This window comes from Pseudomonas sp. YuFO20 (genome assembly GCF_035064975.1).
GTDB classification, from domain to species: Bacteria; Pseudomonadota; Gammaproteobacteria; order Pseudomonadales; family Pseudomonadaceae; genus Aquipseudomonas; species Aquipseudomonas putida_AE.
On sequence record NZ_JAXDEO010000099.1, the window covers coordinates 1 to 13,678 of the forward strand.

The following is a 13,678-nucleotide window of genomic DNA, read 5'->3' on the forward strand; positions in this document are numbered from 1 at the left end:
CCGCAAGTGGTCTCGTCACCCAGGCGAATGAAATGTCCTTTGGCCATTGCTGATCTCCCTCTCTGCTGGCGCCCCAGTCATGGAAAGCGCACCACTGTTAACCATCGATAAGCCGACTCGGGATGAGTGGCTTAACGCAAAGTACGTGGACAGAGAGGAAACTCAAGATGGTCTAGAAAATCAGGAAAGATCCCACAAGCCATGCAGAAAAAGCCGACGAAAATGGAGATAGGACAAATACGAATTCATGCTTGGTTCGTAAAAAAATCAAAAAATAAACATCTAAGGCCTGTTGGGTGTGCGTGGCTTGCGAGGGTGGTAGCGATTCAGCATTGATGTAGGCTCGGCTGGCGCTATCGCCAGCAGGCTGGCTCCCACAGGGGGGGGGGCTGGGATTTGAGATTGGCCTCGAGTTTTTCGGGGCGTTTTAGTATTTGGGCCGGGGACGGCTTTCGGGTTACAGCCGCATGATCTCATCAGCCCATTCAATCTCCTAGGGCTGGCGAACAGCGTCAGCAATCTCTTCCCGCGCCGCTTCACTGGGGACCCCCAGCTCAGTATCGGTAAGCAGTCGTGCTTGACCAAGCCATAAGAGCGCAAGAGCGACTGTAATGATCGAAAGTCAGGACTATGTCTTTATCCCGGTCGCGCACAACTATTTTCCAGCCACCAGTACTTCCTTCTTCTTCTTGCTGGTAGTAAATAACACAATGGCAGACGCTATTGCCAATGCCCCCCAACCATAAGCAAAGGTTCCTAAGCTGTCTCTCGACAGGCCAATAATTGGAGGTACCAATACGACGGAAATTTGATTAGCTGTCATGGCCATTCCAAGTGCAAAGCCTTTGCGGTCAGCGGGAGCAGTTACGGCAATATAGGCTACCCAAGGGCCGTACCACCCGTATGCGAAAAATCCTGTTACAGCCATGAAGATACTCACGACAACCAGATTTGTGGTTTTCAAAATTGGCAGCAGTATGAGTACTACAGTGACTGCAGCCAAACAGACCAACACTGGATAGTACCTGCCAGCTTTACAGCGATCGCTCCAAGCTGCAAGTACAATCCTGCCTGCAATGCCTGCCCCAAGCACTACAAAGAACATTGTTGTCGCAACAAAACCGTCAAGTCCAAGTGAAGTATGAAGATACAAGACTAGAAATACTGAGATAGCATACTGAGAAGCGGTAAGACTAGCCCCCGACAGCATGATATTTCTCATGGTGGGATCCGTTGCCATCAGTAGCCGAGATGTAATTGCAGACCTTATATCAAGTTGTTTTTTTGGGTTAGATTGTATTTTTACAGGAGACTTGTACAACAGCATAAATACAGTAGCACCAAATACTGCGACTATACCGCCCGCTAAAAAGGCTGCCTGAATCGAATAGCGCGTGGCAATAAATGGGAGCAATAATGCTGCCATTGCACCGCCAAGTGGTAATCCGGCCTGTCGGATTCCCATAGCGAATCCTAACTGATTGCCTGCAAACCAATTGGCTACCGATTTACTTCCCCCAGGCTGGGCCGCACTGTACCCGAGACCTAATATTGCCAGAAGCACCAATAACTCAATGTAGGAATTTGCCAGCGCTGCTCCGCACAATGCGGCTCCAACGATTATGGTCCCGATGCCGACGACAAACCGTTCGCTGTATCTGTCCAGTAACTCGCCAGCAATCAAGAGCCCAATAAGTGGAATTAGCTGCGCCGCCGACACCAGCAAGCCTAGCTGTAAGTTACTGATATCCATTTCAGCTTGAACCTGCACTGCAATCGATCCAAATCCTTGCACGAAGAAGCAGGCACACGCTTGAGCAAAAGTAGCTACAACTAAAATCACCCAACGATAATGGCTTCCAAATATCATATGTGTGCTCCCCCAAATATTCGAAAAAACCTGACAACAGGCCAACACCTAAATAAATATATTCCAACTACGACCCTACTCCAGCGCATGCTGCAAGTTGGAACGATCTATACGCGTTTTGGCTGACGGAGCATCGCCCCCATGATCACTACAACTAACCAACAACTTCACCAATGCCACCAAATAAAAAAGGTAGCCCACAAAGAGTTATTATCCCCCTGCGCCAAATTACGCCAGGGGCACTGACTTGGGCGCGCTCGACGCAGACGCGAAAGCAACTGGCCGTTGCGCTGCCGGATTGCCGGCGAGTGTGTTCGGTTGCGCTGCGGCCTTTGTGGTCTGGGGCGCAGCACTGCTACGCGACTCATAAGTGGCGGTGAAAACCGACGGGATCAACCTGGCCCTGCACGGCCAGGTGCTGTAGCTGTCCAGCGAGCCCGCCACGATCCTGCCATGACCTGATGTAAGAGACGCCTCCCACGATCTTGTACGTTTCATCGTTTTTTCCGCAGGAAACGCGGTCGCCTTCACGAGCATGGGCGATGCCAAACATCATGACGCGTGTGTCGGCTTCCAACACCTTGCCGCCGCAAGTGGTTTCGTCACCCAGGCGAATGAAATGTCCTTTGGCCATTGCTGATCTCCCTCTCTGCTAGCGCCCCAGTCACGGAAAGCGCACCACTGTTAACGATCGAAAAGCCGACTCGGGATGAGCGGCTTAACGCAAAGTACGTGGACAGAGAGGTAATTCAAGATGGTCTAGAAAATCAGGAAAGATCCCACAAGCTAGACAGAAGAAGCCGACGAAAATGGAGACAGGTGAAATATCTGCACACCCGCTCACTCAATCCGCACGACTCAGCGAAGTCCAAAGCAACTGCGCCGCATACCCCCGATACGGCCGCCACCCTTCAGCCCGCGCCAACAAATCCCGAGCCGTCACCGCCTCACCCTCCAATGCCGCCAGCGCATTGATCAACCCCACATCCCCATTCGGCAATCCATCCATCTCCCGCAACTGCCGCATGGCAATGTACTGCGCCGTCCAGTCACCAACCCCATACAACGCCAGCACCCGCTTCACTCCGCCCTCCCGACCGGGCTCAAACAATAAAGGATCATCAAGCAACGCCTGAGCCACGCCCGACAGCGTACGGCCTCGGCTTTTCGGCATTCCCAACGTCGCAAGGTCCGCCGCCGCCAACACCGCCGCCTCGGGGAACACATGGGTCAAGCTGCCATGCGCCGAGGTCAGTGGCGTGCCGTACTGCGCCACCAGTTTCCCAGCCAGCTTGATGGCCGCACCCACAGTAATCTGCTGCCCCAACACCGCACGAATCGCCAGTTCCAGGCCATCCCACGTCCCCGGCACGCGCAGCCCCGGATGCTGTGCAATCAGGCGTGCCAGCAGTGGATCGAGCGCCAGGTGCCGTTGCATGGTGATGAGGTCAGCATCCAGATCAAACATCCGCCGCAGCCGGGCGACGATCTCGGGTATGGCACTCGCATCGGGAAAGTCGAGGGTCAGTTCCAGTGAGTCTGCGGTCGCAGGCTTGATCGAGAGTGTGCCGTGAACCCCGTTCAAGCCGATGCTGCGCGAGTAAGTGCCGTCGACCACCTGTTCCATTCCGGCAATCGCCCGCGCCGACAGAAACCCCAGCATGGCCGGCCAGTCATAAGGCGGCTCGAACGCCAGCAGCAACTTCACAGCCGCAGCACCCCGCTGTACAGCCCATACGCCGCCAACCCGGCACCGCAGATGACGCAGGTAAAGATGCCCTTTTCGATGGTGGTGAACAAAGGCTTGCCCTGTTCATGCCTGGCCTTGGCGAACAGGATCACACCCGGCGCATAGAGCAACGCCGAGAGCAGCAGGTACTTCAAGCCACCGGCGTAGAGCAACCACACCGCGTAGCTCAGAGCGACGCCGCCGATCAGCAGGTCTTTGGTCCGTTCGGCGGAGGCGTGTTCGTAGGTTTCGCCGCGCCCGCTCAACAGCACCGCATAAGCCGCCGACCACAGGTAGGGCACCAGGATCATCGACGAGGCGAGGTAGATCAGGCTGGTGTAGGTGCCGGCGGAGAACAGGGTGATCAGCAAGAACAGCTGGATCATCACGTTGGTCATCCACAGCGCATTGACCGGCACGTGATTGGCGTTTTCCTTGGTCAGGAACGCCGGCATGGTCTTGTCCTTGGCCGTGGCGAAGAGGATTTCGGCGCACAGCAGCGCCCAGGACAGCAATGCGCCCAACAGTGAAATCCCCAGGCCGATGCTGATCAGCAACGCGCCCCACGGGCCGACGATATGCTCCAGCACCGCGGCCAGCGACGGGTTCTGCAAGGTGGCCAGTTCCGGCTGGCTCAGGATGCCCAGCGACAGCACGTTGACCAGCACCAGCAGCGCCAGCACGCCGAGAAATCCGATGACCGTGGCCCGGCCCACGTCCGCACGTTTCTCGGCGCGCGCCGAGTAGACGCTGGCGCCCTCGATGCCGATGAACACGAACACTGTGACCAGCATCATGTTGCGCACCTGGTCCATCACGCCGCCGAAACTCGGGTTGCTGCGTCCCCAGATGTCGCGGGTAAAGACGTCCGCTTGAAAAGCTACGGCGGCGATCACGATGAACATGATCAGCGGCACGATCTTCGCCACGGTCGTCAGCAGGTTAATGAAGGCTGCTTCCTTGATCCCGCGCATCACCACGAAGTGCACCGTCCACAGCAGCACCGAGGCACAGGCGATGGCGACCGGGGTGTTGCCTTCGCCGAACACCGGAAAGAAAAAACCCACGGTGCTGAACAGCAAAACGAAGTAACCGACGTTACCCAGCCAGGCGCTGATCCAGTAGCCCCAGGCCGAAGAGAAGCCCATGTAGTCGCCGAAACCGGCCTTGGCGTAGGCGTACACCCCCGAATCCAGTTCCGGTTTGCGATTGGCCAGGGTCTGGAACACGAAGGCCAGGGTGAGCATGCCGACAGCAGTAATTCCCCAGCCGATCAATATCGCACCGGCGTCGGCCTTGGCCGCCATGTTCTGCGGCAGGGAAAAGATCCCGCCGCCAATCATCGACCCCACCACCAGCGCGATCAGTGCGCTGAGGCGTAGCTTTTGCGTCGATTGCGACATGCCTGTGTCTCCGTTTCCCAGGGGCGGCAGTCGCCGCGAAATCGTCATATATCCTGCGTTTACTGAATGGATGAAGCGTAATGACGTTTATTGGATAACGCCAACGAACATCCCTACAACTGCGGCATATGACCGAAAAGGGTCCCATATAATTTTTCGCTTTATAAATACTTTTTAGTAAGGAAATTCAGTTCTAACAACCCATGACGAAAATTTGCGGATTGCAAAATACGAACTAGCTTCATAAGTCGCAGGGAATGCGAAAAAGTTTCAATAAAAATTCAACGAGGCCTCTGGGACGAGGATTACAAGCAGTTGCCTCGTGCGAGCTAATCATTCAGTTATTAACAATGGAATGTAGACCTGTACTGATCTAAGTCAGCCCACCGTTCGGCTGGCGGACTTAGTCTGCTGTCTCACTTCTCCTGCAATGGAGTCACGGAATGTCTGAAGCTCCCGGAAAACTGAAACTCGGCGCACTGGTTGCATTGGTCGTCGGTTCGATGATTGGTGGCGGGATCTTTTCCCTGCCGCAGAACATGGCGGCCAGTGCCGACGTCGGCGCCATCCTGATTGGCTGGGCGATCACCGCTGTGGGCATGCTCACCCTCGCCTTTGTGTTCCAGACCCTAGCCAACCGCAAACCCGACCTGGACGGCGGGGTCTACGCCTACGCCAAGGCCGGGTTCGGCGATTACATGGGTTTCTCGTCGGCCTGGGGTTACTGGATCAGTGCCTGGCTGGGCAACGTCGGTTACTTCGTGCTGCTGTTCAGCACCCTCGGTTACTTCTTCCCGGTGTTTGGCGAGGGCAATACCGTCGCCGCCGTGATCGGCGCATCCGTGTTGCTGTGGGCCGTGCATTTGCTTGTATTGCGGGGGATCAAGGAAGCGGCGTTCATCAACCTGGTGACCACGGTCGCCAAGATCGTACCGCTGATACTGTTTGTGTTGATCGCGATTTTCGCCTTCAAGCTGGACATCTTCACCGCCGACATCTGGGGCATGAAGAATCCGGACCTGGGCAGCGTGATGAACCAGGTGCGCAACATGATGCTGGTCACCGTGTGGGTGTTCATCGGCATCGAAGGCGCGAGCATTTTCTCGGCGCGCGCGGAAAAACGCAGCGATGTGGGTAAGGCCACGGTGATCGGCTTTATCACCGTGCTGCTGATCCTGGTGCTGGTGAACGTGCTGTCGCTGGGCATCCTGACCCAGCCGGAACTGGCCAAGCTGCAGAACCCGTCGATGGCCGCCGTGCTGGAACACGTGGTGGGCCAGTGGGGGGCGGTGCTGATCAGCGTCGGCCTGATCATCTCGTTGCTCGGTGCGTTGTTGTCCTGGGTGCTGCTGTGCGCGGAGATCATGTTCGCCGCCGCCAAGGACCACACCATGCCGGCGTTCCTGCGCAAGGAAAACGCCAACCAGGTACCGGTCAACGCCCTGTGGCTGACCAATGCCATGGTGCAGATCTTCCTGGTCATCACGCTGTTTTCCGCCAGTACCTACCTGTCGCTGATCTACCTCGCCACCTCGATGATCCTGGTGCCGTACCTGTGGTCGGCGGCGTACGCCCTGCTGTTGGCCGTGCGCGGCGAAACCTATGAAGGCGCGGCGGGTGAGCGCCAGAAAGACCTGATCATTGGTGCCGTGGCGCTGATCTACGCGGTCTGGCTGCTGTACGCCGGCGGCGTCAAATACCTGCTGCTCTCCGCCCTGCTCTATGCCCCCGGCGTGATCCTGTTCGCCAAGGCCAAGCTGGAACTGAAGAAACCGGTTTTCACCAATGTCGAGAAGCTGATTTTCGCCATGGTGGTCGTCGGCGCCCTGGTGGCGGCCTACGGTCTCTACGACGGCTTCCTGACCCTGTAACACGACTGTCTTGCCATCTGGAGGTTCACTGAAATGACCACGGAAAAAGTTAAGTACGGCGTCCATTCCGAAGCCGGCAAACTGCGCAAAGTCATGGTTTGCTCACCCGGCCTGGCCCATCAGCGGCTGACCCCGAACAACTGCGACGAACTGCTGTTCGATGACGTGCTGTGGGTGGCCCAGGCCAAGCGCGACCATTTCGATTTCGTCACCAAAATGCGCGAACGCGGTGTCGATGTGCTGGAAATGCACAATCTGCTGACCGACATCGTCGCCATCCCCGAAGCGCTGGACTGGATTCTTGAGCGCAAGATCACCGCCGATTCGGTGGGCCTGGGCTTGATCAATGAAACGGGTTCGTGGCTGCGCAGCCTGGAGCCGCGACATATCGCCGAGTTCCTGATTGGCGGTGTTTCTGCCGATGACCTGCCGGACAGTTTCGGCGGCAAGACCATCCAGATGTTCCGTGAATTCCTCGGCCACTCCAGCTTCATCCTGCCGCCACTGCCCAACACCCAATTCACCCGCGACACCACCTGCTGGATCTATGGTGGCGTCACGCTCAACCCGATGTACTGGCCGGCGCGTCGCCAGGAAACCCTGCTGACCACCGCCATCTATAAATTCCATCCGCAGTTCACCAACGCCGAATTCGAAATCTGGTACGGCGACCCGGACAAGGACCACGGCAGCTCCACCCTGGAAGGCGGCGACGTGATGCCGATCGGCAACGGCGTGGTGTTGATCGGCATGGGCGAACGCTCATCGCGCCAGGCCATCGGCCAACTGGCGGTCAATCTGTTCAAGAACAAAGCCGTCGAGAAAGTGATTGTCGCCGGCCTGCCGAAATCCCGCGCGGCGATGCACCTGGACACCGTGTTCAGTTTCTGCGACCGCGATGTGGTGACCATCTTCCCGGAAGTGGTGAACCAGATCGTCGCCTTCACCCTGCGCCCTGATGAAAGCAAACCGGGTGGCATCGACATCCGCCGCGAAGAAACCAACTTCCTCGACACCGTGGCCCAGGCCCTCAACCTCAAGGCCCTGCGCGTCGTCGAAACCGGCGGCAACAGTTTCGCTGCCGAACGCGAGCAATGGGACGACGGCAACAACGTGGTGGCCGTGGAACCCGGCGTGGTCATCGGCTACGACCGCAACACCTACACCAACACCCTGCTGCGCAAGGCCGGGGTGGAGGTCATCACCATCAGCGCCGGCGAACTCGGTCGCGGTCGCGGCGGCGGTCACTGCATGACCTGCCCGATCATCCGCGATCCGATCGACTACTAACCCATCAGCCTTGGCCCGCACTGACCCAGTGCGGGCCAACGGGATACCCGACACCTTAGGAGATCCAAAATGGCGTTCAATATTCATAACCGCAATCTGCTGAGCCTGGAACACCACACGCCTCGCGAATTGCGCTATCTGCTCGACCTGTCCCGCGATCTCAAGCGCGCCAAGTACACCGGCACCGAACAGCAACACCTCAAGGGCAACAACATCGCGCTGATCTTCGAAAAAACCTCGACCCGCACCCGCTGTGCGTTCGAAGTCGCGGCCTATGACCAGGGTGCCAACGTCACCTACATCGACCCGAACTCCTCGCAGATCGGCCACAAGGAAAGCATGAAGGACACCGCCCGTGTGCTCGGGCGCATGTACGACGCCATCGAGTACCGTGGCTTCAAGCAGGAAATCGTCGAGGAGCTGGCCAAGTTTGCCGGCGTTCCGGTATTTAACGGCCTGACCGACGAATATCACCCGACGCAAATGATCGCCGACGTGCTGACCATGCGTGAACACGCCGACAAGCCGATCCACGAGATCAGCTACGCCTACCTTGGCGATGCGCGTAACAACATGGGCAACTCGCTGCTGCTGATCGGCGCCAAGCTGGGCATGGACGTGCGCATCTGCGCGCCGAAAGCCCTGTGGCCTCTGGACGACCTGGTGGCCCGCTGCAAGAAGTACGGCGAAGAAAGCGGTGCGCGCATCACCCTCACCGAAGACCCGAAAGCGGCGGTCAAGGGCGTGGATTTCATCCACACCGACGTCTGGGTGTCCATGGGCGAGCCGGTCGAAGCCTGGGCCGAGCGCATCCAGCAACTGCTGCCGTATCAGGTGAATGCCGAACTGATGAAAGCCACCGGCAACCCGCGCACCAAGTTCATGCACTGCCTGCCGGCGTTCCACAACAGCGACACCAAGATCGGCAAGCAGATTGCCGAGCAGTACCCGAACCTGAAGAACGGCATCGAAGTGACCGATGACGTGTTCGAGTCGCCGGCCTGCATCGCCTTCGAGCAAGCGGAGAATCGCATGCATACGATCAAGGCGATTCTGGTGTCGACCCTGGCGGATCTCTAACGGCCCACTCGGCTCCCACTGAAGGAACAGGGTCAATGTGGGAGCTGGCCTGCCGGCGATGGCAGCGCCGCGGTGCATCTGACCGACCGCGGCGATCCCATCGCGAGCAGGCTCGCTCCCACAGGGATCAGGGTTCCATCGACAGACCGAGTCGCCCGCTTACTTCTCTTCTAGAAGGACATGCACCATGCGTATCGTCGTTGCTCTGGGCGGTAACGCCCTGCTCCGCCGGGGTGAACCCATGACCGCGGACAACCAGCGCGCCAATATCCGGATCGCCACCGAGCAGATCGCCAAGATCCATGCCGGCAACCAACTGGTCATCGCCCACGGCAATGGCCCGCAAGTCGGCCTGCTGTCGCTGCAGGCGGCGGCCTACACCTCGGTGTCGCCTTACCCGCTGGACGTGCTCGGCGCCGAAACCGAAGGCATGATCGGCTACATCATTGAACAGGAACTGGGCAACCTGCTGGACTTCGAAGTGCCCTTCGCCACCCTGCTGACCCAGGTCGAAGTCGATGCCAACGACCCGGCCTTCCAGAACCCGACCAAACCCATCGGCCCGGTCTACAGCAAGGACGAAGCCGAAAAACTTGCCGCCGAGAAAGGCTGGGCGATTGCCCCCGATGGTGACAAATACCGCCGTGTGGTCGCCAGCCCCAGACCCAAGCGTATCTTCGAAATCCGCCCGATCAAGTGGCTGCTGGAAAAAGGCAGCATCGTGATCTGCGCCGGCGGTGGCGGCATTCCAACCATGTACAAAGCACCCGGCAAGCTTGAAGGTGTCGAAGCGGTAATCGACAAGGACCTGTGCTCGGCGCTGCTGGCCGAACAGCTTGAGGCCGATCTGCTGGTGATCGCCACGGACGTAAACGCCGCGTTTGTCGACTTCGGCAAACCGACCCAGAAAAGCATCACCCAGGCGCACCCGGACGAAATGGAAAAACTCGGCTTCGCGGCCGGCTCCATGGGACCGAAAGTGCAGGCAGCCTGCGAATTCGCGCGCCATACTGGAAAGGTCGCGGTGATCGGCTCACTCGCGGATATCGAAGCGATCGTCCAGGGCACCGCCGGCACACGCATCAGCACGGCAACACCTGGTATTACCTACTCGTAAGGAGAGACGCCCATGGCACAGTTTGAGCCAGGTCACTTGCACATTGAGCGTCATGCGCTGACACCGGACGATGTCAGCTACAACGTGCACCTCGACTATGAAGTCAGCAAGAATGACAAAGGTGAAAAAGGCATCCAGTTCACCATGCATGGCAGCCTTCAGGGCAAGGACATGACAGAGACCTTTTTCCTGCCCAAGGAGGAGGCCTACAACTTCGCGCGGGACGTGACGAGAATTGCCGAGAAGTACGGAATTCCGAAATCACACAGCCAGATCGGCTCGGTCCACAAGCATTACGATCTGATGTTTGAAGACATCCGTGAGCAGTTGAATATGAAATCCGGCGACCCGGTGAACCCCGAGCACTTCGAATAACCCACGTACCCTTGTGGGAGCGGGCTTGCTCGCGAAGGCGGTGTGTCAGTCACAATCAATGTCGAATGTCAGACCGCTTTCGCGAGCGAGCCCGCTCCCACAGGGATCATCGCTGACCTGAAGTCCTGCGCCGGATTTCACCTTACCCCCTGCTCCAAGGCATACTTGCCACCCTCCGCACGCCAGAACCCAAAACCGCCCCATGCGTATCCACGTCAGCTTCATCGATCGAGTCGGCATCACCCAGGAAGTCCTGGCCCTGCTCGGTGGACGCAATCTCAATCTGGATGCGGTGGAAATGGTCCCTCCCAACGTCTACATCGACGCCCCGACCCTGAGCCCGCAAGTGCTCGAGGAACTGCGCGATGCGCTGCTGAGCGTGCGTGGCGTGCAGGCGATGACCGTGGTCGACATTCTTCCCGGACAGCGTCGGCACTTGCAGCTCGATGCACTGCTTGCGGCGATGACCGACCCGGTGCTGGCGCTGGACAGTGCCGGCAAGGTGTTGCTGGCCAACCCGGCGTTGATTGCCCTGTACGGCCGCGAGCCGGCCGGTGAAAGTGTCGCCGAGCTGTTTGCCGACCCGGCGCTGCTCGATGCCTTGCTTGAGCACGGGTTTCGCCTGCCGTTGCGGGAAATCACCCTCAACGGCCAGACGTTGTTGCTGGACGCCACGCCCATCACTGACGCTGGCGCCCTGTTGACCCTGTATCAACCGAACCGCATCGGCGAACGCCTCTCGGCATTGCACCACGATCACGCCGAAGGTTTCGATGCGCTGCTGGGCGAGTCGCCAGTGATTCGCACGCTCAAGGTGCGCGCGCAACGGGTGGCGGCCCTCGATGCGCCCCTGTTGATCCAGGGCGAAACCGGCACCGGCAAGGAGCTGGTGGCCCGGGCTTGCCACGCTATCAGTGCACGGCACAGTTCACCGTTCCTGGCCTTGAATTGCGCGGCATTGCCGGAGAACCTCGCCGAAAGCGAGCTGTTCGGCTACGCCCCCGGCGCCTTCACCGGCGCGCAACGGGGCGGCAAGCCGGGGCTGATGGAACTGGCCAACCAGGGCACGGTGTTTCTTGACGAGATCGGCGAGATGTCACCGTACTTGCAGGCCAAGTTGCTGCGTTTCCTCAACGATGGCAGCTTCCGTCGGGTCGGCGGCGATCGGGAGGTCAAGGTCAACGTGCGGATTCTCAGCGCAACGCACCGCGACCTGGAAAAAATGGTCAGCGAAGGGTCGTTCCGCGAAGACCTGTTTTACCGCCTCAACGTGCTCAATGTCGAAGTCCCGCCCCTGCGCGAACGGGGCCAGGACATTTTGCTGCTGGCCCGTTATTTCATGCAGCAGGCCTGTGCACAGATCCAGCGCCCGGTCTGCCGCCTGGCACCGGGCACTTACCCGGCGTTGCTCGGCAACCGCTGGCCGGGCAACGTGCGGCAACTGCAAAACGTGATCTTCCGTGCCGCGGCCATTTGCGAAAGCAGCCTGGTGGACATTGGCGACCTCGACATCGCCGGCACCTCGGTGGCGCGCCAGAGCGACCACGAAGTCGACAGCCTGGAGCAGGCCATGGATGAGTTCGAAAGGACCCTGCTGGAAAAGCTTTACGTCAGCTATCCCTCGACGCGGCAGCTGGCTAATCGGCTGCAAACCTCGCATACCGCCATCGCCCATCGACTGCGCAAGTATGGCATTCCCAATAAGCCGTAATCCTCGGACCTGAAATAGCTCTCCCTGCCAATACAAACCTATGTGGGAGCCAGCCTGCTGGCGATAGCGGTCTTACAGACAACAGTGATGTTGAATGTGAGGGCCATATCGCCAGCAGGCTGGCTCCCACAGGTTTTGTATGTGGCCGGGAAATCTCACCAAAAGCGACCTCCACCTGTACTGAAAGCGCTACAGCGGAACGATATCGCTACACTCCTCTGCGACCAGCCCTGCGCAAGGCTTTGATCACCTTCAGCTTTTTTCTCCTGCCGCAGCTGTAGCGATTTCGCTACACCCCACGCATTTAGTTGTACCACAAAATAATCTAAGTTATTGATTTATAACAATAAAACAAGATTGGCCGTGTTCTTGCTTACTAACCCTGCATAAATCAGGGCATTGCCCCAGCCTTCAATCGCGTCCACCAGACGAGTCTGGCCCCCTTTAGGAGTTTCCATGAGCGAGTTGCGTTTTACTGAAGATCACGAATGGCTGCGCACCGAAGCTGACGGCAGCATCACAGTCGGCATCACCGCTTTCGCGCAGAACGCTCTGGGCGACGTGGTTTTCGTACAACTGCCGGAGCTGCAGTCCTACGACAAAGGCGCAGAAGCCGCCACCGTGGAATCGGTAAAAGCCGCCAGCGGCGTGTACATGCCACTGGACGGAGAAGTGCTGGAAGTGAACCCGGCGCTGGACGCCAGCCCTGAGCTGGTCAACGAAGACCCGCTGGGCGAAGGCTGGTTCTTCCGCTTCCAGCCTGCTGACGCTGCCGCTGTCGGCCAACTGCTGGATCAGGACGCCTACGACCGCCTGATCAAAGCCCAAGCCGAAGCCTGAGGAACCCGCCATGACTATCAATCTCAGCACTGCCAACGAATTCATCGCCCGCCACATCGGCCCCCGCGCCGGTGACGAGCAGGCCATGCTCAACACCCTCGGTTTTGACTCCCTCGAAGCCCTGAGCGCCAGCGTCATTCCCGACAGCATCAAGGGCACCAGCGTGCTCGGCCTGGAAGACGGTTTGAGCGAAGCCGACGCCCTGGCGATGATCAAAGGCATCGCCGGCCAGAACCAGCTGTTCAAGACTTTCATCGGCCAGGGTTACTACGGCACCCACACGCCGTCGCCGATCCTGCGCAACCTCCTGGAAAACCCGGCCTGGTACACCGCCTACACCCCGTACCAGCCGGAAATTTCCCAGGGCCGCCTCGAAGCCCTGCTGAACTTCC

At 58.6% G+C, this 13,678-nt stretch carries 11 protein-coding genes and 1 pseudogene; 8 read left to right on the plus strand and 4 right to left on the minus strand.

What is annotated here, in order from left to right; all coding sequences use genetic code 11:
- Nucleotides 1–655: 655 nt before the first annotated feature.
- The 4 genes from SOP85_RS29770 to arcD (SOP85_RS29785) all read right to left on the minus strand — a co-directional run bounded on the left by SOP85_RS29770 (nt 656) and on the right by arcD (SOP85_RS29785) (nt 5,002).
- Complete coding sequence (locus SOP85_RS29770; protein WP_323629239.1) at nt 656–1,870, minus strand: MFS transporter; 1,215 nt, start codon at nt 1,868–1,870, stop codon at nt 656–658.
- A gap of 364 nt (nt 1,871–2,234) precedes the next feature.
- Nucleotides 2,235–2,504, minus strand: a complete 270-nt coding sequence (locus SOP85_RS29775; protein ID WP_442967957.1) for a PAAR domain-containing protein — start codon at nt 2,502–2,504, stop codon at nt 2,235–2,237.
- Between the two features lie 210 nt (nt 2,505–2,714).
- Entirely contained in the window at nt 2,715–3,578 is an 864-nt protein-coding gene (locus SOP85_RS29780; protein ID WP_323629241.1) for a DNA-3-methyladenine glycosylase family protein, read from the minus strand.
- The gene (gene arcD, locus SOP85_RS29785; protein ID WP_323629242.1) at nt 3,575–5,002 is read right to left on the minus strand and encodes an arginine-ornithine antiporter; all 1,428 of its coding nucleotides are present in this window, start codon (nt 5,000–5,002) and stop codon (nt 3,575–3,577) included. Before arcD (SOP85_RS29785) ends, SOP85_RS29780 begins: the two co-directional genes overlap by 4 nt.
- 443 nt (nt 5,003–5,445) lie before the next feature.
- On the opposite strand from arcD (SOP85_RS29785), the gene arcD (SOP85_RS29790) reads away from it, so the two are divergent.
- The 8 genes and pseudogenes from arcD (SOP85_RS29790) to SOP85_RS29825 all read left to right on the plus strand — a co-directional run.
- Nucleotides 5,446–6,873, plus strand: coding sequence for an arginine-ornithine antiporter (gene arcD, locus SOP85_RS29790; RefSeq protein ID WP_323629243.1), 1,428 nt, complete (start codon nt 5,446–5,448; stop codon nt 6,871–6,873).
- A gap of 33 nt (nt 6,874–6,906) precedes the next feature.
- A complete protein-coding gene (gene arcA, locus SOP85_RS29795; protein WP_323629245.1) occupies nt 6,907–8,163 on the plus strand; it encodes an arginine deiminase in 1,257 nt (418 codons plus the stop codon).
- Nucleotides 8,164–8,232: 69 nt separating this feature from the next.
- Nucleotides 8,233–9,243 (plus strand): ornithine carbamoyltransferase, encoded by a 1,011-nt coding sequence (locus SOP85_RS29800; protein ID WP_323629246.1) that lies wholly within the window; start codon nt 8,233–8,235, stop codon nt 9,241–9,243.
- 187 nt (nt 9,244–9,430) lie between these two features.
- Nucleotides 9,431–10,360, plus strand: coding sequence for a carbamate kinase (arcC, locus tag SOP85_RS29805; RefSeq protein ID WP_323629248.1), 930 nt, complete (start codon nt 9,431–9,433; stop codon nt 10,358–10,360).
- 12 nt (nt 10,361–10,372) lie between these two features.
- On the plus strand, nt 10,373–10,735 hold the full coding sequence (locus SOP85_RS29810; protein ID WP_274078115.1) for a DUF5064 family protein: 363 nt from the start codon (nt 10,373–10,375) through the stop codon (nt 10,733–10,735).
- 202 nt (nt 10,736–10,937) lie between these two features.
- Nucleotides 10,938–12,446, plus strand: a complete 1,509-nt coding sequence (locus tag SOP85_RS29815) for a sigma-54-dependent transcriptional regulator (RefSeq protein WP_323629250.1) — start codon at nt 10,938–10,940, stop codon at nt 12,444–12,446.
- Between the two features lie 456 nt (nt 12,447–12,902).
- Nucleotides 12,903–13,286, plus strand: a complete 384-nt coding sequence (gene gcvH, locus SOP85_RS29820; protein ID WP_323629251.1) for a glycine cleavage system protein GcvH — start codon at nt 12,903–12,905, stop codon at nt 13,284–13,286.
- Between the two features lie 10 nt (nt 13,287–13,296).
- Nucleotides 13,297–13,678 (plus strand): annotated as a pseudogene (locus tag SOP85_RS29825) (glycine dehydrogenase (aminomethyl-transferring)); the annotation flags it as partial.